General features: G+C 71.3%; 17 protein-coding genes. 9 read left to right on the forward strand and 8 right to left on the reverse strand.

The genetic code is table 11. The features are described 5' to 3' along the window. Nucleotides 1-15: 15 nt before the first annotated feature. The 6 genes from ACWGH0_RS24130 to eccB form a co-directional block, all read right to left on the reverse strand. Nucleotides 16-1,617, reverse strand: a complete 1,602-nt coding sequence (locus ACWGH0_RS24130) for a hypothetical protein (RefSeq protein ID WP_453406294.1) — start codon at nucleotides 1,615-1,617, stop codon at nucleotides 16-18. 42 nt (nucleotides 1,618-1,659) lie between these two features. Next, nucleotides 1,660-2,007: a hypothetical protein gene (locus ACWGH0_RS24135; RefSeq protein WP_453406295.1), complete on the reverse strand. Its 348-nt coding sequence runs from the start codon at nucleotides 2,005-2,007 to the stop codon at nucleotides 1,660-1,662. A gap of 49 nt (nucleotides 2,008-2,056) precedes the next feature. Beyond that, entirely contained in the window at nucleotides 2,057-3,271 is a 1,215-nt protein-coding gene (mycP, locus tag ACWGH0_RS24140) for a type VII secretion-associated serine protease mycosin (RefSeq protein WP_453406296.1), read from the reverse strand. 218 nt (nucleotides 3,272-3,489) lie between these two features. After that, nucleotides 3,490-3,774: a WXG100 family type VII secretion target gene (locus ACWGH0_RS24145; protein ID WP_453406297.1), complete on the reverse strand. Its 285-nt coding sequence runs from the start codon at nucleotides 3,772-3,774 to the stop codon at nucleotides 3,490-3,492. Between the two features lie 48 nt (nucleotides 3,775-3,822). Beyond that, a complete protein-coding gene (locus ACWGH0_RS24150; RefSeq protein ID WP_069926597.1) occupies nucleotides 3,823-4,134 on the reverse strand; it encodes a WXG100 family type VII secretion target in 312 nt (103 codons plus the stop codon). A gap of 205 nt (nucleotides 4,135-4,339) precedes the next feature. Next, nucleotides 4,340-5,929, reverse strand: coding sequence for a type VII secretion protein EccB (gene eccB / locus ACWGH0_RS24155; protein ID WP_453406298.1), 1,590 nt, complete (start codon nucleotides 5,927-5,929; stop codon nucleotides 4,340-4,342). A 295-nt stretch (nucleotides 5,930-6,224) separates the two neighbouring features. Here eccB and eccE point away from each other — a divergent pair, with 295 nt between their 5' ends. From eccE to ACWGH0_RS24175, 4 genes are all read left to right on the forward strand, one after another. Beyond that, entirely contained in the window at nucleotides 6,225-7,550 is a 1,326-nt protein-coding gene (gene eccE / locus ACWGH0_RS24160; RefSeq protein ID WP_453406299.1) for a type VII secretion protein EccE, read from the forward strand. Continuing rightward, nucleotides 7,550-8,389: a hypothetical protein gene (locus tag ACWGH0_RS24165; RefSeq protein WP_453406300.1), complete on the forward strand. Its 840-nt coding sequence runs from the start codon at nucleotides 7,550-7,552 to the stop codon at nucleotides 8,387-8,389. Before eccE ends, ACWGH0_RS24165 begins: the two co-directional genes overlap by 1 nt. 213 nt (nucleotides 8,390-8,602) lie before the next feature. Then, nucleotides 8,603-11,482, forward strand: a complete 2,880-nt coding sequence (locus ACWGH0_RS24170) for an SCO5717 family growth-regulating ATPase (RefSeq protein WP_453406301.1) — start codon at nucleotides 8,603-8,605, stop codon at nucleotides 11,480-11,482. 119 nt (nucleotides 11,483-11,601) lie between these two features. Beyond that, the gene (locus tag ACWGH0_RS24175; protein ID WP_453406302.1) at nucleotides 11,602-11,835 is read left to right on the forward strand and encodes a DUF397 domain-containing protein; all 234 of its coding nucleotides are present in this window, start codon (nucleotides 11,602-11,604) and stop codon (nucleotides 11,833-11,835) included. Between the two features lie 78 nt (nucleotides 11,836-11,913). Here ACWGH0_RS24175 and ACWGH0_RS24180 read toward each other — a convergent pair whose 3' ends face one another. Further along, nucleotides 11,914-12,537 (reverse strand): hypothetical protein, encoded by a 624-nt coding sequence (locus tag ACWGH0_RS24180; protein WP_453406303.1) that lies wholly within the window; start codon nucleotides 12,535-12,537, stop codon nucleotides 11,914-11,916. Between the two features lie 311 nt (nucleotides 12,538-12,848). On the opposite strand from ACWGH0_RS24180, the gene ACWGH0_RS24185 reads away from it, so the two are divergent. Genes ACWGH0_RS24185 through ACWGH0_RS24205 form a run of 5 tightly spaced genes read left to right on the forward strand, consistent with a single transcriptional unit; the run spans nucleotide 12,849 to nucleotide 18,740 of the window. Continuing rightward, entirely contained in the window at nucleotides 12,849-14,696 is a 1,848-nt protein-coding gene (locus ACWGH0_RS24185; RefSeq protein ID WP_453406304.1) for an ABC transporter substrate-binding protein, read from the forward strand. A gap of 3 nt (nucleotides 14,697-14,699) precedes the next feature. Continuing rightward, entirely contained in the window at nucleotides 14,700-15,770 is a 1,071-nt protein-coding gene (locus ACWGH0_RS24190) for an ABC transporter permease (protein WP_453406305.1), read from the forward strand. Continuing rightward, nucleotides 15,767-16,684 (forward strand): ABC transporter permease, encoded by a 918-nt coding sequence (locus tag ACWGH0_RS24195; RefSeq protein WP_453406306.1) that lies wholly within the window; start codon nucleotides 15,767-15,769, stop codon nucleotides 16,682-16,684. Before ACWGH0_RS24190 ends, ACWGH0_RS24195 begins: the two co-directional genes overlap by 4 nt. Then, a complete protein-coding gene (locus tag ACWGH0_RS24200) occupies nucleotides 16,681-17,688 on the forward strand; it encodes an ABC transporter ATP-binding protein (RefSeq protein WP_453406307.1) in 1,008 nt (335 codons plus the stop codon). Before ACWGH0_RS24195 ends, ACWGH0_RS24200 begins: the two co-directional genes overlap by 4 nt. 29 nt (nucleotides 17,689-17,717) lie before the next feature. Continuing rightward, a complete protein-coding gene (locus ACWGH0_RS24205) occupies nucleotides 17,718-18,740 on the forward strand; it encodes an ABC transporter ATP-binding protein (protein ID WP_453406308.1) in 1,023 nt (340 codons plus the stop codon). A gap of 39 nt (nucleotides 18,741-18,779) precedes the next feature. Here the strand turns inward: ACWGH0_RS24205 and ACWGH0_RS24210 are convergent, their stop codons facing one another. Beyond that, on the reverse strand, nucleotides 18,780-19,751 hold the full coding sequence (locus tag ACWGH0_RS24210) for a bifunctional riboflavin kinase/FAD synthetase (RefSeq protein WP_453406309.1): 972 nt from the start codon (nucleotides 19,749-19,751) through the stop codon (nucleotides 18,780-18,782). Between the last annotated feature and the right edge of the window lie 390 nt (nucleotides 19,752-20,141).

Below are 20,141 nucleotides of genomic sequence, written 5' to 3' on the forward strand. Positions count from 1 at the left end.
GGGCCGCTTGTGTGCCTACTCGATGTTGCGCGGCACGTTACGCTTGCGATCCTCCTCCGAGATCCAGGTCTCTTCGTCCTCGACCAAGTAGTCAGGACGCTCGCCCCTGCTGTTCTCGTCCTCAGGCCGTCGGCCGTTGCCTCGACCCATGCCTCCGGCCATACCGCCCGCCATGCCGCCGCGCTGGGATCCACCGCGGCTGCCGTGGAGTCCAGCACCTGTTCCAGTGCCCTTACCAGTAGGCGTCTTGGCCGCACCGACTACGCCACCGCGAGCCTTCGCAAGGGCTCCACGGCCGCCCGCTGCAGCGCCGCCTCGACCGGCAGCGCCGGCCCCGGCACCGCCGCCCATGCCGCCCATGCCGGCTCGGCCTCCGGTACCACGGGCGGCTCCGGCGCCTCCCGGGCCACCGCTCAGGCCAGCTCGGCCTCCGGCAGCACCGAGGCCGCTGCGAGCGGCTGGGGAGATCCCCCGCGGACCTCCAATGCCGCCGCGTCCGCCGCCAGCCCCGAGACCAGGCCCTCCGCCGATGGGAGCGATGCCGCCGGGCGGCATTGCGCCGCCGCCGGCGCCGCCACCACCACCACCGCCCGGGATGGGACCAGGGCTAAGTCCGGGGCCCGTCAGCCCGGGCTTGATGCTGTCCACGTTCGTTCCGGTAGTCGGCAGGGTGGAGGCACCGCCCGTGATGCCCTTCGCGCGCGGAATCTGCGGGGCTGCGCCAATTTGGCTGGTTCCACCGGCACTCCATGGCTTGGGAGCTGCGCCTACCGCCCCGGGGCGAGCACTTCCAGAAGGGCTCGGCACAGTGATGGGGGGAGGCATCGTCACGTCGTTATTCGGCGGCGAGAAGGGATCTTTCGGGTCGTGCTTGGACTGCGAGTTCATGTTCTTGGCGTACACCTGGTAGTTCGCCGCCAAGCTCTCCATGACGGCAACACCCTGGAGCTGCGCTTCCTTGCCCGCAGAAAGCATTTCCTCGTTGGCCTTGCGCGCCGCGTCCGCGCTGACGCCGTTCTTGACGTCCTCCTTCAGCATGGTGTCGTCCCGGCCGCCCGAGTCGCCCATCTTGTTCCAGAAGCTGTCCCAGCCCGAGGGGACCTTGACGTCCCTCATCTTTTCCTTGGCCGCTCGCAGATCCTTCTGCACGGCATCCATCTGAGCCGCGGCGAGGTTGGCGAAGGCGCCGCCGTTCACGACCTTCTGGGAGATCTCGCCGGCCTTGCGCTGGAAGGCCCGGGCAGCGTCGCCCTCCCAGTGCTCCATGACGTTGTCGACGGCCGTCTGCAGCATGCCGGCGACGCTGTCCTTCGACGAGACCGCGTCCACGCCGCCGGTCGCGCCGTCTCCGTCACCGCCGGAGAGGATGTTGTGGACCTGCTTCCAGCTCAGGCTGGCCTCGTAGATGGCATCCGGGTCCGAGTCCAGGATCATCTTGCGCAGCTCAGGAATGCCCTCCTGCATGAACTGCGTCTTGAGAGCACTCCGGTCGAAACTGGTCTTGCCCCCATTCGCCTGCTCTTCGAGCTTCTCGTCGTGCTCGTCCTTGATGCGCTGCTGGTGCTGCTTCTGCTGCGCTTCAATCTGCTCGGGTGTGGGCCGGTAGCCGTACCCCATCTTCGTTCATCCCCTCCGTTTGTGACCGATGCCTGCAGTCGTTTAGGCGTAAGCACCCTTGTTGGCCGGGCCCGAGTCGCCGCCCAACCCGTGCTTGTTGGCGTGCTCCTGCTCGTTGTACTTGTCCCGGACCTTCGAGGCGCTCTTGCCGAACTCGTCGATCAGGCCGTGCAGGCCCTTGATCAGGCCTTCGATCTTGGTCTTCATCTGCTCGTGAGCGAGGTGGAGATCGTTCGACTCGAGGAACCTCTCGCTACCGAACGCGTTGCTCGGGACGTTCGTCGAGTACGTCACCTTGCCGCCGGCCTTGTCCATGTCGTCGAGCAGACCCCAGAGCTTCCGGATGACCTCATCCAGTGCGCTCAGATCGACCCGCATTCCGTCGCTCATACCCCGTGTCCTCTCCCCTGTTTTCTACGTTTCTTCTGCGCCCACGCGCTCAAATTGCCCCGGGTGAACCCGACTGCCCGGCGCGCTTCTTCTGCCAGTCGCGCACCGCGATTCCGCTTCCGCCGGCCAACAGGACCAGTAGCAGGCCCGCGCCCACCACGTACATGGCCACCCGGCGCTCCTGTTCCGCTTCCGTCTCGCCCATCGTCACCGCCATGGGGATGACCTTGGTCGAGCCCGGTGGCGGTGGCGGGTCCTCCTGCGGGCGGGTGCCCGGGGTGGAGTCGTCCGAGAGGGCGGCGACCGGGTCGACCACGCCCCAGCCCAGGTAGCGGTTCGGGCCGCGGCCGGGGCGCTGGGCGGATTCCTGGATGCGGGTGGTGATCTGGGCGGCCGTCCACTTCGGGTGCTTCTCCTTCAGCAGCGCCGCCACGCCGGCCACGTACGGGGCGGCGAAGCTCGTGCCGTCGGCCGTGCACTGGCCGCCCTTCGGGACGGTCGACACCATGCCGACGCCGGGCGCCGCGATGTCGACGAAGTCGCCGGCCTGCGAGAAGGAGGCCCGCTCGTCGTTGCGGTCGGACGCCGCCACCGCCAGGACGCCGGGGTACGACGCCGGGTAGGTGTCGGCGGACGTGCCGTCGGCGCCGTCGTTGCCCGACGCCGCGACGATCAGGACGCCGGCGTCGACCGCGTTCTGCACCGTGGCGCGCAGCGGGCCGTTGTCCTTCTTGTTCGCCGTGTCCGACGAGATGTTGATGATCTTCGCGCCCTTGGCGACCGCGTCGCGGATGGCGGCGGACATCGTCCCCGAGTCGCCCTGCTTCTCTTCGCCGCCGGTGTAGCGGAGCGAGAGGATCTTGGCCTTCGGTGCGATGCCGGCGAAGCCGGTGCCCGGGTACGGACGGGCCGCGATGATGCCCGCGACCCTGGTGCCGTGGCCCTCGATGTCGTCGGTTCCGTCCTTCGACTTGCCGACGTAGTCCTTGCCGCCAGGGGCCATCGCGCCGCGCAGCTGCGGGTTGGTGTCGTCGACGCCGGTGTCTATCACGGCGACCGTGACGCCCTTGCCCGTAGCCTGCTCCCGCAGTTGGTCCAGGAGTACGCGCTGGAGCGACCAGGGCGTGGACTTTATGATCTCGCCGCCGAAGGTGCACTCCGAGCTGGCGGACAGTCCGAAGGCCGGCTTGTCGGCGTCCGCGAGACGGGTGGGGGGCGCAGGGGCGGTCGCCGCTGCCGGTGGTGCGGCCGTGAGGCACACCATCCCCGCGGCCGCGAGAACGCCACAGGCCCGCTGCAGTGCGCGGGTTCCACTCGTGCGCGTACGCGGACGGGGTGTCAGGACCCCCATGTTCAGGCTCCCCAGGCTTTCTCGCTCCGGTCCGGGATCCGGCCGAAGATCTGGTTGTCGCAGAAGTGGGTCGGCCCAGCGGACGCCGTGGCGTCGCCGGGCCGGCCCAACTCGTCGTGCCTCGGGCCGGATCAGCCCCAGGTGTTGGCGTTGCTCTTCTCGGTGGCCTGGTAGTTCTCCGCCGAGCTCTGCAGCGCCGCGGCGATCTTCATCAGCGTGGCGTGCAGGTTGGCCGCGGTCTTGTCCCACTCGCGCTGCTTGCGCTGGTAGCCCTCCTGCGCCTCACCCTCCCAGGTGGCGGCGACACGACGGACAGCGGCCTCGACGTCGTCCAGCTGCTGCTTGATACGGCCGGCGGTGTTCTTCACGTCCGTGGACGCGTTGGTGATGGTGGCGTAATTGACGAGAATCGACATCGTCGCTCCCTTTCAGGAAGAAGTCGTGGGAAGTCGGGAAGAGTCGGCTCAGCCGAAGTCGGACATGATCTTGCTGACTTCGGCGTTCTGCTGCTCTTCCGACGCGGTGTAGTTGCTCCGCGTGGAGTCCACGGCTTCCTTGATGTCGTTGAGGATGTCGCTCATCTTCTTGGCGTCCTCGTTCCACCGGTTCTGGAGCTCGTGGTACGACTTGGCCGCCTGGCCCTGCCAGCCCCCCGCGATCTGGCTGATCACGCCGTCGAGACGGCGGATCTCGCCCTGGATCTGACCATTCACGGTGGCGATCTGGCCCGAGAGCCTGGTCAGCTCATCTTCTGTTACCCGAAACTGCCCGGCCATGGTGAACCTTCCCCCATGTCGTTGATGGTCCGGGAAGCCTGTGCCACTCCCCGGATAAGCGTCATATCAGTGAGCGCTGCACACACTCTATCGTCCGTCCGTCACACATCCACAGGTGACGGTTATCAGTTACAGAGTTCACACACATGCGCGACGGCCCTGTGATCGACAACGCCAAGTGCCCTTGCGTCTATGCCCGTTGGGGTCACTGGCTCTGCGGCTGCGCGGCGCTGCCGGTGTCCAGCATCGGTCCCTTGGGGATGAACTCGGCGAACGGCCGCGGAACGGCGGTGGGGCTGACCTTCTCGTATCCCAGGCGGGTTCGGGCCTTGTCCGTCTCGGTCGCCCCGCTCTCCGCCGAGGACGGGGACGAGGCGTCGCCCGTGCCGCTCTTGTCGGCCGCGCTGTCGTTGTTCGACGGCAGCGAGTAGCGCAGGCCGGTGTCGGTCAGCAGGTACGTGGAGCCACCGCCCTCCGCGGCACCGGCGACCTCCTGGAAGAGGAGTCCCGAGCCCGAAGAGACGTACGCGTTCAGGGAGTCGGCGATGACCTTCTTGGGGTACGCGGCGCCGGCCCAGGCGGCGAGCTTCGGCTTCGCGTCCGCTCCGATGCCTCCGCTGAAGACGCTGCACGAGGTGGTACGCGCGGCCTCGGTCGCCGTCGCCGCCGGGTTGGCCTGCCGCGGGACGTCGTGCGGCCAGCCCTTGTCGTCGTAGAAGTACTCGCTGCGGCCGCGGTTGGCCTCGATGATGTCCGAGGTGACGGCCTTGACGGCGGCGACCTCGTCGGTTCCGTACGCCTTGGAGGCGGACGGCGAGTCGAGGAGGAGGGCGGCGACGAACGGCGTGACCAGAGCGATCCGGTCCTTCAGCACGACGTAGTACTGATGCCCCTGCGCCTCTTCCGCCCTGAGCACCCGGCCGACCGTCGTGGCCTCGGCGGGAAGCTGCTGGAGCGTGGTCTGCTCCCCGATGCCCTCCACGGCGGGGAACGAGATCTCACCGCCGGGGTTGAGGGTCTTGAGCCACTCCGTGCTCACCGGCTGCGGCTTGGCCGTCGATCCGATGACGGAGGCGCGCAGTTGCTGCATCTGCGTGGTGTCGAGACCCGCCGAGCCGCCGAGGACGAAGGCGTTGCCCTTGCCGTCGACGAGGTACTCCGCCTTGGTTTTCGTGTCGACGACGTACAGCGCCTCGCGGGCGTCGACCTTCCCCGTGCCGCCGACGGACTTGGCGTCCTCCTCGTCGAGGACGAACACCGCGCGGTCGATGGCGGTGTCGGACCCCTGCGCCGGCTGCTCGCACACCGCCCACGTCTTGGCCTTCTCGGCGTCCTCCGTGGTGGGCAGCCGGTCGGGCGCGTACGGGATGCCGAGCGTCGCCCCGTGCGGGATGCCGCTCTTGTCGATCTCCTTGCCGGGGACCTCGATGACGGTGCCCTTGCCCTTGTCCAGAAGGAGCTTGGCGGAGGCGTAGTTGAGGACCGGGTGCAGCGTCGGCACCTTCTTGCCCTTCGCCACCTCGTCGTCGATGACGACGTAGCGCGTGGTGGAGTCGCTGTCGACGATGATGTGCTGGCCCGGGGTGTCCCACCCCTTGGGCGCCACCGGCTTGAGAACGCCCCAGGCGATGAAGCCGATCACCAGGACGACACCCACCGCCAGGCTGGGCATCACCGTACGGATGGGCCGCGGCGCTCCCTCGTCGGAGCCTCCGGGCGAAGGCGCCAGGAAGGCTGCGACGGTGCGCTTGCGAGCGAACGTATAGGCGGCGAGCTCATCCCGACGCGTTGCCATGGTCCTGGCTCTCCCGTTGTGGTCGTGCGTAAAGGCTGCTTCAGCCGAACAGGCCACCTACTATGCACTGCGCCGCACCACCGTGATCCACCAGGTGCGCCGTCCCCGCCGCATCTTCACAGCTGTGCCGTGTTCGTAGCCCGGCACCTGTGTCGCCCCGTGTTCATCAACGGGTACCGTGACCACTCGCACAACTGACGTGGGCAATTGTGGCCCCAGGCCCCGTCGCCGCGATCCGCGTGGACGGAACCGCACCGACGACGGCCACCACTTCGCGAAAGGGATGTCCCGGGGGATGACCAGCGCTACGAGCACTCGGCGCGGACGCCGCGCACAGCAGCAACCGGGCCGTGGCCGCAGAGCCGCCCCCGCCCCTGCCCCCGCGGCGGCCGGCACCTCCGCGGCGCCGCGCACGCTGCCGCACCCCGGCGGCCTCGGCCCGCTGCGGCTCCAGCAGCTCATCCTGGTCGAGCTGGCGGCGGCCGTCATGCTGGCCGCCTGGGTCACTTCCAAGCCGTGGCTGCTCGCCCCGGCCGGCGCGGTGGCGGCGGTGCTGCTGCTGTTGGCGATCGTGCGCCGGCACCACCGTCCGCTGCCCGAGTGGTTCGAGACGACGCGCGCGCTCAAGCGCCGCCGGCGCGAGGCCAAGCTGCCCGTTCCGCCGGGCACGGACCCGATGCTGGCACCGACCGTGGAGTGCGACCCCGCCCTGCGGACGTACACCTTCGTCTCCCGTGACGACCGTTCGATCGGCATGATCGGTGACGGGTCGTTCCTCACCGCCGTGCTCTTCGTGCAGCCGGCCGACGAGCCGCTGCGCCCCGGGTTCGCCCATCGTCAACTCCCGCTCCAGCTCGTCCAGGACGCCCTGGAGGTCGACGGCATCAGGCTCGCCTCCGCGCAGGTCGTGCAGCACACCCAGCCCGCTCCCGCGCCCCATCTGCCCCAGCAGTCCGTCGCCGCACGGTCGTACGGACCTCTCCAGGCCCAAGCCGGCTCCCCCGCGCTGCGGCTCACCTGGGTCGCGCTCAAGCTCGACCCGGAGCTGTGCCCCGAGGCGGTGGAGGCGCGCGGCGACGGCGTCCCCGGCACCCAGCGGGCGCTGCTGCGCGTCGCGGACCAGCTGGCGAGCCGGCTGGCCGGAGCCGGGTTCCGGGCGACGATCCTGGACGAGAACGAGCTCGTACAGGCCCTCGCCACGTCGAGCTGCCTCAACCCGCGGGCCAACGCCCAGCGCGGGCAGGACGGCCGGCCGGCCCAGCGGCGTACGGTCGAGTCGGTGCGCAGCTGGCGGGTCGACGACCGGTGGCACTCCACGTACTGGATCTCCCGCTGGCCGCAGTTGGGCGACGGCGGTGTCGCGCTGCCGCAGCTCGTCACGCAGTTCACCTCGCTGCCGCTCCTCGCGACGACGTTCAGCATGACCCTGAGCAAGGCGGGCAACCGCGGGATCTCCGTCGCCGGGCACGTGCGCATCACGGGCCGCGGCGAGAACGAACTCGACCAGGTGCGGCGTGACTTGGAGCGCACCGCGAGCGCGGCCAAGGTCGGTCTCGTGCGCCTCGACCGGGAACAGGTCCCCGGAGCACTCGCCACCCTGCCGCTCGGAGGTACCTCCTGATGTCCTACCCCACGCCGACCAGGAACCAGGGGCAGCGCGGCCAGGAGCCCGCCCGCACCCCGGCGCACGTGGCCTCGCCCACCGACACCGGTCTCATCCCGATCATCCGCCCGGAGACGGCCCAGCAGCAACGGCGCATCTTCAGCCCGGGGTTCGGGCTGCGCGGACCGCGTCGCAACCGTCATGTCGTGACCGCCGAGGAGATCGCGGCGATCAGCATGCCGATAGGCGACGACGGCGTCATCATCGGCACGGACACGCAGTCCCAGCCGGCGGTGCTCGGCCTGGCCCGCCCCACCCCTTTCGACGTGGTCGTCGTGGGGGGTCTGTGGATCGCGCAGGTACTGGCGCTGCGTTCGGCCGCGACGGGCGCCCGGGTGGCCGTGGAGACGGGCCGTCCGCAGGCGTGGCAGCAGCTCGCCCAGGCGGCGGGCGGCGGTCAGCAGTGCATGACGGTCTACCCGGTGGGCCGGGTGCCCGCGCAGGGTCCTTCGGTGTCCAGCCCGGTGGTGCTCATCCGCGACTGCGGTGTGCGTCCGCCGCGCGGGCGGGTCACCTCGCTGCCGTGGCAGGCCGTGGTGACGGTGCTGCCGTTCGTCGGGGAGCACGCGCCGCGCTGGCTCGCGCAGGCGCAGCTGGTCGGCATCCAGCGCATCTCGCCGCAGGAGACGGACGTCGTACGGGAGACGCTCGGGATTCCGGCGGAGCACCTGGAGATGCTGCCGACGCTGTCCGACAACGTCGCCCTGTGGTGCACGCGCAAGCATCGCAAGTACGTCATGACGGAGCCCACGGACGCGGAGACGGGCCTGCTCGGCATGGCCCGCCGCCTGGACTGAGGGCACGCGCCGGGCGTCGTGGAGGGGCGTGCAGCGGGCGGGCCGGCGGGGGAACCCGAAGCCGGTCCGCACGCAAGGGCGCTTTTCCGTACCGTGGGGCGAAAGATTAGTCTTCTGGTGATGCGGTGAACGTCGCAGCCGCGTAGGAACGCGCCACCCCATCCGCCCGACCGCGACGACGCCAGCAGCAGTTGCTGACCAGGAGGCAAAGCAGTGAACAGGGATCGGTCCGAGTACCACGGCGACGGCCAGTCCTCGGACGGGGACGACCGCGAGCTGGACCTCACCGGCGAGTTCGAAATCGTCTACGAGCCTCCTGCCTGGTACGACCAGAGCACGCGGGGTGGCTCCGCGCCGGGTGGCCAGGGCGACGCCGGCCCCGTGTCCCCGCCGCCGCCCACCGGACCGCCGCTGGGTCAGGGCGGCCCGGGCCAGCAGGGGCCGCCCGCCCCGCAGGGCCCGGCGCCCGCGCAGCCGTTCGCGCAGGGAGCGCCGCAGGCGGACCAGTACGGCACGGGTGGATACGGTTTTCCGCAGCAGCAGGGGCCCGGCGCGCCCCAGCAGGCCGGCGGTTACGGCTACCCGCAGCAGGCCGCGCCGGGCGGGTACGGATACCCCCAGCAGCCCCCGCAGCAACAGCACGCACAGCAGCCCGTACAGCAGCAACCCGCGCCCCAGCAGCCCGTACAGCAGCAGTCCGCGCCGCAGCAGCCCGCGCCCCCGCAGGCCGCCGCCCAGCAGTCCGCGCCCGGCGCACCGGTTCCCGGCCAGGACACGTCCGGCGGTTACGGGTACCCGCAGCAGCAGGCGCCGGCCCAGCAGCCTCCGGCCGCGGCGCCCCAGGCGCAGGCCCCGGCGCCCGCCCCGGCGCCCGGGTTCCCCGTGCTGCGCCCGGTCTCCGACGACGCGCAGGACAACGCGCCCCAGGCTGCGGCCCCCGAGGCGGGCGACGAGCGGGAACAGCAGGCGGAGCCCGCCCCGCAGGCCCCGCAGCTGAACTACGCCGCGGCCGACGCCGAGGCCGCGGCGCTCTTCGGCAGCCCGGACGACGACGAAGAGGCGGCCGAGGAGCCCGGCGGCGAGGCCGAGGCCCCGTCCGCCGAAGTGGCCGCAGAGGCCGACGGAGCCCCCGCCGCGGGCGACAGCGACGGCGAGGCCGCCGCCGAACCCGAGCCCGAGGCCGCCCAGCCGGCGCCCGCCGTGTCCCAGCCGCAGCCGGTGGCGCAGGCCCAGCCGCAGGGCGCGCCGGAACTGCCCCCGCTGCCCCAGGGCTACCAGCCCGCGGCGCAGCCGCCCGCGCAGCCCGCACACCCCGCGCAGGGCGTGCCGCAGCAGCCCGTGCCGGACGGGTACGGCTACCCCCAGCAGCCGGTCCAGGCCGTGCCCGCGCAGGGTCAGCAGCCGGACCAGCAGGCCGCCGCGGCCGGTTACGGCTACCCGCAGCCGTTCCCCCAGCAGCACCAGCCGCAGTACCAGACGCCTCCGCAGGGCACGTTCGGCGCGGCCCAGCCGCTGCCGCAGCAGCAGCCCGTACCGCAGCAGCACCCCGGCCACCCCGCGCAGGGCGGGCCGGGCGCACCCGGCTACCCGCAGCAGCCGCACCCGCAGGCCGCGCAGCCGCAGCCGCAGCCCGTGCAGCAGCCGCAGCAGGGACACCCGCAGGGCGCGCAGGCGCAGCCGCCGCAGCAGCAGCCCGGCTACAACTACCCGCCGCAGCAAGCGGGTTACGGCTACCCGCAGGCGGCTCAGCCCGCGCCCCAGCAGCAGCAGCAGCCGCAGGCCCCGTACCAGCAGCAGCCGCAGACCCAGCAGCCCCAGTACCAGCAGCACCCGCAGCAGCAGGCGCCCCAGCAGCAGCCCCCGTCCGCGCCGAGCGGTTACGGCTCCCAGGGCTGGACCGCCCCCACGGGCCCGCAGGCGGGCGCTCCCCAGCAGCAGGCCGCGCCCGGTACGCCGCTGGGTTACAACGCGGCCGTCGAGCTCTCCTCCGACCGGCTGCTGCGCAACCAGCCCAAGGCCCGTAAGAACAACTCGGGTCCGTCCCGCTTCAAGCTCGGCGCGAAGAAGGAAGAGGAGGAGCGGCAGCGCAAGCTGGCGCTCATCCGCACGCCGGTGATGTCGTGCTACCGGATCGCGGTGATCAGCCTCAAGGGCGGCGTCGGCAAGACGACGACGACCATGTCGCTCGGCGCGACGCTGGCCTCCGAGCGCCAGGACAAGATCCTCGCGATCGACGCCAACCCGGACGCCGGCACGCTCGGCCGCCGCGTGCGGCGCGAGACCGGCGCGACCATCCGCGACCTGGTGCAGGCGATCCCGCAGCTGAACAGCTACATGGACATCCGCCGCTTCACCTCGCAGGCGCCGTCCGGTCTCGAGATCATCGCCAACGACGTGGACCCGGCGGTCTCCACGACGTTCAACGACCAGGACTACCGCAGCGCCCTCGACGTGCTCGGCAGGCAGTACCCGATCATCCTCACCGACTCGGGCACCGGTCTGCTCTACAGCGCGATGCGCGGGGTCCTCGACCTCGCCGACCAGCTCATCATCATCTCCACGCCGTCCGTGGACGGTGCGAGCAGCGCGTCGACGACCCTCGACTGGCTCTCCGCGAACGGCTTCGCCGACCTGGTGCAGCGGTCGCTCACGGTGATCTCCGGGGTCCGCGAGACGGGCAAGATGATCAAGGTGGACGACATCGTGGCGCACTTCGAGACGCGCTGCCGCGGTGTCGTCGTGGTGCCCTTCGACGAGCACCTGGCGGCGGGCGCCGAGGTCGACCTGAACATGATGCGCCCCAAGACCCGCGAGGCGTACTTCCACCTCTCCGCCCTCGTCGCCGAGGACATCGCCCGCACCCAGCAGGGCCAGGGGTTCGCACCGCAGCAACAGGGCCTCCCGCAGCAGCAGATCCCGCAGCAGCAGCCCCCGCAGGGTTACGCGCCCCAGCAGCACCCCGGCGCCGCTCCCCCGCCCGGCCAGGGCTGGCAGCAGCCGGGCCAGCAGCAGCCGCCGCAGGGCCAGGGCTGGCAGCAGCAGCCGGCTCAGCCGCAGAACCCGCAGCAGCCCGGTCCCGGCTGGACGCAGTAGTACCGGCCGGTCGTCCCTCGTGCGGGTGAGTACTACAAGGTGATCGTGTGCGGGGCACACGGGGTCGGCCTAAGATGCCCGGACGACGTCCTGCCCGTTGCCGAAAGGGAGTTGCACTGATGGGGAGCGCACAGGAGAAGGAAGAGCTGTACGCCCTCGACATCTCTGGCGTCGAGTGGCACAGCGCCCCCGGCACGAGCGAGCACGAGGAGCGGGTCGAGATCGCGTACCTGCCCGAGGGGGCCGTCGCGATGAGGTCGTCCGTGGACCCGGACACGGTCCTGCGCTACACGGAGGCGGAGTGGCGTGCGTTCGTGCTCGGCGCGCGCGACGGCGAGTTCGATCTGACCTAGGCCCGCCGCCGAGACCGTGACAGCACCGCGCCCCGCCGGACAGGATCCGGCGGGGCGCGGTCGTGCGTACGGGCGGTGTCAGCGGCGGTTCCTGCCGACCAGGTGGGCGAGGCCCCAGGCGGCCGCCGCGGCGAGCACGAGGCCGCCCAGGCTGATCAGCGGGTTGCCGGTCTCGGCGCCCCACCACGACTTGGCGGGGATGAGGGCGTCGGCCTGCATCATGTTCCGGAAGCCGTACCATCCGCCGGCGTCCAGGGTCACGAACACCACGGCGTTCGTGAAGCCGAAGAAGGTGCCGAGCGCGGCCACGACAGCCCCGCTGATGTGCGCTCCGGTGCTCCGGTGGCCCACCAGACCGACCAGTGTGCCGACGGCGGCTCCGTTGACCAGGGCGTGCAGCAGGTACAGGGCGTAGACGGTGTTCGGCGACTGGTCCTTGTACGTGGCGTAGACGACGCCTCCGTACACGAGGGAGATGACCACCGAGGCGAAGAAGCCGAGGAAGAACGCTCCGACCGGGCTTCCCGACCTCGGCCGCGGCCCGTAGGGCGCCTGCGGGTGGGCCGGCTGCGCCGGGAACTGCCCCGGAAACTGCCCCGGGCCGGCCTGCGGCGCGCCGAACCCCTGCGGGGGCCCGGGCGGCTGCTGGGGTACGGGTGGCTGGTGGCCCGGGTTGTACTGGGGCTGCCAGGGCTGGCTCATGAAGGGGTCCCCCGGTAAGCAGAAGCTGGAGCTGCCCAAATTACCGTACGGCCCCACCCGCGCCCCGGGCGCGACCGCGGTCTCCGCCATACCCTCACCAGGGAGGCGGCAAGGGTGTAGACCAATGAGGGGACGCGGGGTGTCCGCGACACGCGCGCGGCGCCGTCGGCGGCGGCATTCCCGCAGTACACACGGGGTTTTGGCATCGTTGACTCGGCCGGAACAGCGCTGGTACACCTTCGCATAACGAGCTGGACACCAGTGGTCAACACGCCTTCTCCGTGCGAGTGATGACGCGAGGTCAAACGTCCATGGAAAACACCACAGTTCCGCCCTCCCCCCACCACCTGCCCCGAGCCCTCACCCTGCTCGCGGTCGGCGCCACCGCGCTGGCCCTGACCGCCGCGGCCGCGACCCCGCTGAATCCCGCACCGCGGCAGGCGCGGGCGGACGGGCAGCGGACGCTGACCGTAGCGGTCTCGCAGAGCGTCGACTCCCTCAGCCCGTTCCTGGCCCAGCGCCTGGTCTCCACCACCGTCCACCGGCTGATCTATGAGAACCTGACGAACTACTCCGCCAAGGACAACCGCGCCATCCCGGGCCTGGCCACCAAGTGGGAGGCGTCCCCGGACAAGCTGACGTGGACGTACACCATCCGGGAGAACTCCAGGTGGTCGGACGGCGAGCGGGCCACCGCCGAGGACGCCGCCTGGACGTTCAACACGATGATGACCGACGAGGGCGCGGCCACCGCCAACGGCAGCTTCGTCGCGAACTTCAGGAAGGTCACCGCGCCCAGCCCCACCGAGCTGGTGGTCGAGCTGAAGAAGCCGCAGGCCACCATGGCCGCGCTGGACGTGCCGATCCTCCCGAAGCACGTGTGGGAGAAGGTGGGGGACTTCTCGAAGTTCAACAACGACAAGCAGTTCCCCGTCGTCGGCAACGGGCCCTTCGTCCTGACGGACTACAAGGTCGACCAGTACGTCAAGTTCAAGCCGAACCGGAAGTTCTGGCGCGGCGCTCCGAAGTTCGACGAGCTGGTCCTGAAGTACTACAAGGACGGTGACGCCGCCGTCGCCGCCCTCCAGAAGGGCGAGGTGTCGTTCGCGTCCAACCTCACCCCGGCGCAGGCGGCGTCCCTCGCCAAGGCCGAGAACATCAAGGTGAACGACGCTCCCGGCCGCCGCTTCTACGCCCTGGCCACCAACCCGGGCGCGAGGGCGAAGAACGGGAAGAAGTTCGGCGACGGCCATCCGGCGCTGCTGAACCCCAAGGTCCGCAGGGCCCTCTTCGCCGCCACCGACCGCGAGACGATCATCGACAAGGTGTTCCAGGGGCACGCCGTCGAGGGCGAGGGGTACATCCCGCCGCGCTTCCCGGCGTACCACTGGAAGCCGTCCGCCGAGCAGAAGATCGCGTACGACCCGGCCGCGGCGGGCAAGCTGCTCGACGAGGCCGGCTACCGGAAGAACGGCGCGGGCAAGCGCGTCGGCAAGGACGGCAAGCCGCTCGACTTCCGCATCCTGTGCCACGCCACCGACCCGAACGACAAGGCCATCGGCAAGTACTTGCAGGAGTGGTGGGGCGACCTGGGCATCGGGCTGAAGGTCGACTGCCTGGACAACGTCTCGGACCCCTGGCTGGCCGGCGAGTACGACCTGGCCTTCGACGGCTGGTCCGTCAACCCCGACCCGGACTTCGTCCTGTCCATCCACACGTGTGCCGCGCTGCCCTCCACACCGAAGGACACGGGCGCGACGGACAACTTCATCTGCGACAAGAAGTTCGACGAGCTCTACGCGCAGCAGACGGCGGAGTACGACCAGGCGAAGCGCGCCGATCTCGTGAAACAGATGCAGTCGCGGCTTTACGACACCGGATACATGAATGTCATGGCGTATCCGAACGCGGTCGAGGCGTACCGTACCGACCAGATCAGGGCGATCACGACAATGCCCGAGTCCGGCGGCAATCTGTGGGGCCAGGACGGCTACTGGAGCTGGTGGTCGGCCGTGCCCGCGGAGGCGGACGACACCTCCGGCGGGAGCGGTTCCTCCACCGGCCTGGTCGTCGGCATCGCCGTCGCGGTGGTCCTCGCCGGCGGGCTCGTGGTCTTCGTCGCCATGCGCCGCCGCTCCACCGCGGAAGACCGTGAGTAGTACATGAGCACTGCAAGCACCACCCCCCTCGCGGAGGGTGCGGCCGACGGTCCGGTCCCGGTGAAGACCGGGCCGTCCGGCCCCCGCGCCCGCTCCGCCCGTGCCTATCTGCTGTACGTCGCGGGGAAGCTCGGCGGCGCGGCCGTCTCGCTCTTCGCCGTACTCGTCACCAGCTTCTTCCTCTTCCGGATCATCCCCGGCGACCCGGTGCGCACCATGACGCACGGCCGTCAGGTGTCCGCCGAGCAACTCGCCTCTTTACGGCGGCAGTTCGGCCTGGACCTGCCGGTGTGGCAGCAGTTCACGGAGTACTGCGCCAAGGCGCTGAGCGGCGATCTCGGCACCTCGTACCAGTTCCACGCACCGGTCGGCGAGCTGATCGCGGAGAAGCTGCCCGCGACACTGCTGCTGACCGGTGTCGCCGTCGTCGTCTACTCCGTGCTGGGGCTGTGGCTCGGCACCCGCTCCGCGTGGCGTCACGGCCGGCTCGGCGACAGGATCAACACGGGCGTGGCCCTCACCCTGTGGTCGGTGCCGTCGTTCTGGCTCGGGCTGCTGCTGATCATCACCTTCGCGGTGGGCATCGGCCCGATCCCCGGCATGTTCCCGACCGGCGGCATGGAGACGGGCGGCGAGACCGGCTTCGCGTACGTCGCCGACGTGGCGCACCACATGGTGCTGCCCGTGGTCACCCTGGTCGCGGTCGGGTACGCGCAGACGCTGCTGGTCATGCGGGCCTCGCTGCTGGACGAGATGGGCAGCGACTACCTGACGACGGCGCGGGCGAAGGGGCTGCGGGACGACCTGGTGCGCCGCCACCACGCCGTGCCGAACGCCCTGCTGCCCACGGTCACCATGGTCTTCATCAACCTCGGCCATGTGGCGGCCGGGTCCATCCTCGTCGAGACGGTCTTCTCCTGGCCGGGGCTCGGCGGTCTCTTCTACCAGGCGCTGAGCGTGCCCGACCTGCCGCTGGTGCAGGGGCTGTTCGTCGTCTTCGCCGGAGCGATGATCCTGATGAACCTCCTCGCCGACCTGCTCTATCCGCTGCTCGATCCCCGGGTGGGCCGATGACTTCCCCTACGACCGCCGCGCAGAGCGCCTCGTCCCTCGCCTGGGCACGGCGGCGCGGGTCCGTGGCCCGCTTCTGGCGTGCGTACCGTACGCACCGGGCCGGCCTCCTCGGCCTCGGCGCCCTGGCGGTGATCGCCCTGGTGGCGCTGGCCGCGCCGCTGCTCGTCGGCGGTGACGTGCAGAGTGTGACGCACGCTCCCGGGGCGGCGCTGGAGGCGCCGAGCGGCGCGTTCCCGCTCGGCACCGACCAGTTCGGCCGCTCGCTGCTCGGACTGCTGGTCTGGGGCGCGCGGATCTCGCTGACGGTCGGGCTGATGGCGGCGGCGCTCTCCGTCGCCATCGGCACGCTCGTGGGCATCCTGGCGGGGCACTTCGGCGGCTGGTTCGCGACCGTGACCATGCGGATCACCGACTGGTTCCTGGTGATGCCGACGCTGGTCCTCGCGATCGTGCTGGCCACGGTGATGTCGCGCAGCGTGTGGACGGTGATCCTGGCGATCGGCGTCACGAGCTGGCCGACCACGGCCCGCCTCGTGCGGGCGCAGACCCTGGCCGTGGAGTCCCGTCCGTACATCGAACGGGCGACGGCGCTCGGCGGCGGCCACGGGCACATCATGAGCCGCCACGTCCTGCCGAACGTCATGCCCCTGGTTCTCGCCCAGACCACCCTCGGCATCTCGAACGCCATTCTGACCGAGGCGACGCTCGCCTTCCTCGGCCTCGGCGACCCGGACGTCGTCTCGTGGGGCGGCATGCTCCAGGACGCGCGGGAGGCGGGCGCGGTCTCCTCCGGGCACTGGTGGTACCTGGCGCCGCCCGGCATCGCCATCGCGGTCGTCGCGCTGGCGTTCACGCTGTGCGGGCGCGCCGTGGAGTCCGTACTGAATCCCAAGCTGGGAGTGTCGAGCCGATGAGCACACAGGGCCCGTTGCTGGAAGTGAGGGACCTGCACGTGACGTACGGCGCCGGGACGCGCGCCGTACGCGGCGTGGACCTGACGCTGTCCGCCGGGCAGAAGCTCGGCATCGCCGGCGAGTCCGGCTGCGGCAAGTCGACGCTGGCGCTGGCGCTGCTGCGGCTGCTGCCCGCGTCGGCGACGCTCGGCGGGCAGATCCTCCTCGACGGCGAGGACGTGCTCACCATGAAGTGGGGGCGGCTGCGGGCCGTGCGGTGGGCGGGGGCCTCGATCGTCTTCCAGGGCGCCATGCACTCGCTGAACGCGGTGCACCGCGTCGGGGAGCAGATCGCGGAGCCGGTGCTGCTGCACGGCGGGGCGACGGCGGCGGCCGCGCGGCGACGGGCCGGCGACCTGCTGGAGCAGGTGGGGCTGCCGGCGGGGCGCGCCGACGCGTATCCGCACGAGCTGTCCGGCGGGCAGCGGCAGCGTGTGATGATCGCGATGGCGCTGGCGTGCGACCCCCGGCTGATCGTCGCGGACGAGCCGACGACGGCGCTCGACGTGATGATCCAGGCACAGATCCTGCGGCTGATCGAGCAGTTGGTGGCCGACAAGGACATCAGCCTGCTGATGATCAGTCACGACCTGTCGGTGCTCGCCGACACGTGCGACCGGCTCGCCGTGATGTACGCCGGGAGGGTCGTCGAGGAGGGCCCGGCGGACGAGGTCTTCACGGACGCGCGGCATCCGTACGGCCTGGCCCTGTCGGCCGCGTTCCCCCGCATCGGCGACCCGGCCTCCCGCCGGTCACCGCGCGGCCTGCCCGGTGACCCCCCGGACCCGTCGGCGCTCCCGCCCGGCTGCACGTTCCACCCCCGGTGCCCGGTCGCCCTGGAGGAGTGCGGCACGCAGGACCAGGCGCTGCGGGAGGCGGGGACGGACCGCCGGGCGGCGTGCGTACGGGTGGGGGCGGCCGTCCCGCCCCAGTCCCCGGTCGCGGAACCGGCCCCGCACAGCTGACCACCGCCCGTACTCCCCCGGAGCCAGCCATGAGCACCAGCACCAGCACCGACGCCGGCCCCCTGCTCTCCGCCGCCGGACTGCACGTCGCCTTCCCTGGACGGGGCGGCGCGGCGGACGCGCGGGCCGTCGACGGTGTCGACCTCGACATCCGCCCCGGCGAGATCGTCGCCCTGGTCGGCGAGTCCGGCTGCGGCAAGACGACGCTCGCCCGCTCACTCCTGGGCCTCGTACCGCCCACCTCCGGCCGCGTCGCGTTCGGCGGGGCGCCCCTCGACTACGGCTCGCGCGCCCTCAAGGCGTACCGCAAGCGCGTGCAACTGGTGCTCCAGGACCCGAGCGGCTCGCTCAATCCGCGCCACACGGTGTACGACGCGGTGGCGGAGGGGCTGCGCATCCACGGTTGTGCCGGTGACGAGCGCGACGCCGTCGCCGGGGCGCTCTCCCGCGCCGGGCTGCGGCCCCCCGAGCGCTTCTTCCTGCGCTACCCGCACGAGCTCTCCGGCGGGCAGCGCCAGCGCGTCGTCATCGCCGGCGCGCTCGTGCTGGAACCCGAACTCATCGTCGCCGACGAGCCGGTGGCCTCGCTGGACGCCTCCGTACGGGGCGAGATCCTGTCCCTGCTCCTGTCGCTGCGCGACGAACTGGGCCTCTCCGCACTGGTGGTGACGCACGACCTCGGCCTCGCCTGGAACATCGCGGACCGCGTCGCGGTGATGTACCTCGGCCGGATCGTCGAGACGGGCCCGGCGGAACAAGTGCTGACCGCCCCTCAGCATCCGTACACACAGGCCCTGTTGTCGGTACTTCCGGAGTCGCGGGAAGCACCCGTCGTCCTCAGCGGCGAGCCCCCGGACCCGTCCCGCGTTCCCGGCGGCTGCCGTTTCCACGCCCGGTGCCAGGTCCTCGCCTCGGGTGACGCCGAGCGGGCGGGCGTGGCCGCGGACTGCCGTACGACGCTCCTGCCGGTCCTGACCGGAGGCCGGGAGGCGCAGGTCGCCTGCCACTGGGCGGCGGCCCGCGTCGCGGGGAAGGAGGCGGCCGACGCCTGAGCCGGGCGACCGGTGACGGGTGACGGGTCGGGCGCGACCCTAGGGAGTGGTCCGCGCGGCCCGGACCTCGTACGCCTCGATCAGCTCGCTCGACCGCTTCACGTCCGCCCCTATGGCTTCGAGCAGCGCCTCGATCGACTCGAACCGCTCCTGCCCGCGCACGTACGCGAGGAAGTCGACGGCGACGTGCAGTCCGTACAGGTCGAGACCGACCCGGTCGATGGCGTACGCCTCGACCGTCCGCTCGGTGCCGTCGAACTGCGGGTTCGTGCCGACCGAGATCGCGGCGGGCATCCGCTCGCCCTCGACGGTCAGCCAGCCCGCGTACACCCCGTCGGCGGGGATCGCGGTGTGCGGCAGCGTCTCGACGTTCGCCGTCGGGTAACCGAGTTCACGGCCGCGCTGCGCCCCGCGCACCACGACGCCCTCGACGCGGTGCGGCCGGCCGAGGATCTCCGCCGCGCCCTCGACGTCGCCCTCGGCGACGAGCCGCCGGGTGAGCGTGGAGGAGAACGGCTCGCCGCCGCCCGCCGTGCCCCGCACGTACAGGTCGACGACCTCGACCTCGTAGTCGTACGTCTGCCCGAGCTCGGCCAGGAAGGCCACGTTCCCGGCCGCCCGGTGCCCGAAGCGGAAGTTGGGCCCTTCGATGACCGCACGCGCGTGCAACTTGTCGACCAGCACCTTCACGATGAAGTCGGCCGGCGAGAGCTTCGAGAACTCCTGGGTGAACGGCAGGATCAGCACCGCGTCCACGCCCAGTTCCGCCATGAGCTCCGCCCGGCGGTGGTGTGGGGCGAGCAGCGGGGGGTGGCTGCCGGGCCGCACGACCTCGCTCGGGTGCGGGTCGAACGTGACGACGACCGACGGCACGCCCAGCTCACGGGCGCGCTCGACCGCGCGTCCGATGATCAGCTGGTGCCCGCGGTGTACGCCGTCGTAGGAGCCGATGGTGACGACGCTGCGTCCCCAGTCCTGGGGGATGTCCTCCAAGCCACGCCAGCGCTGCACTGTGACCGCTCTCCTCGTCCGCACTCGAACCTGATTCCGCAGGTCTAAGACTGCCATGCCCACGCGGTACGGCTCGCATCGGCATCGCGCGGCCCGGACCGGCGACGCCACGGCGGCTCCGGGCCCACGACGGCCGGCGCCGGGGGACGCACGGCGAAAGCGCCCCCCGGACACCCGCCGTTCACTCCGAGCGCCCGCCCGAAGGGGTGAATCGGCGGGCCCGGGCTGGAAAGACCCCCTGGTGAGGGGGATCGTCGAGCGGGCGGCCCGAGGGCCCCCCCGCAGAAGGTGGGCCGGAATGCCCCGGGGTCGAAGTCGCAGAAATCCCAGGGAAAAGGCGTTACACCGGTATAATAAGAGAGAGCCCGGAAAACCGGACCGCGCCCCAAT

The organism is Streptomyces sp. NPDC054887 (genome assembly GCF_053610585.1).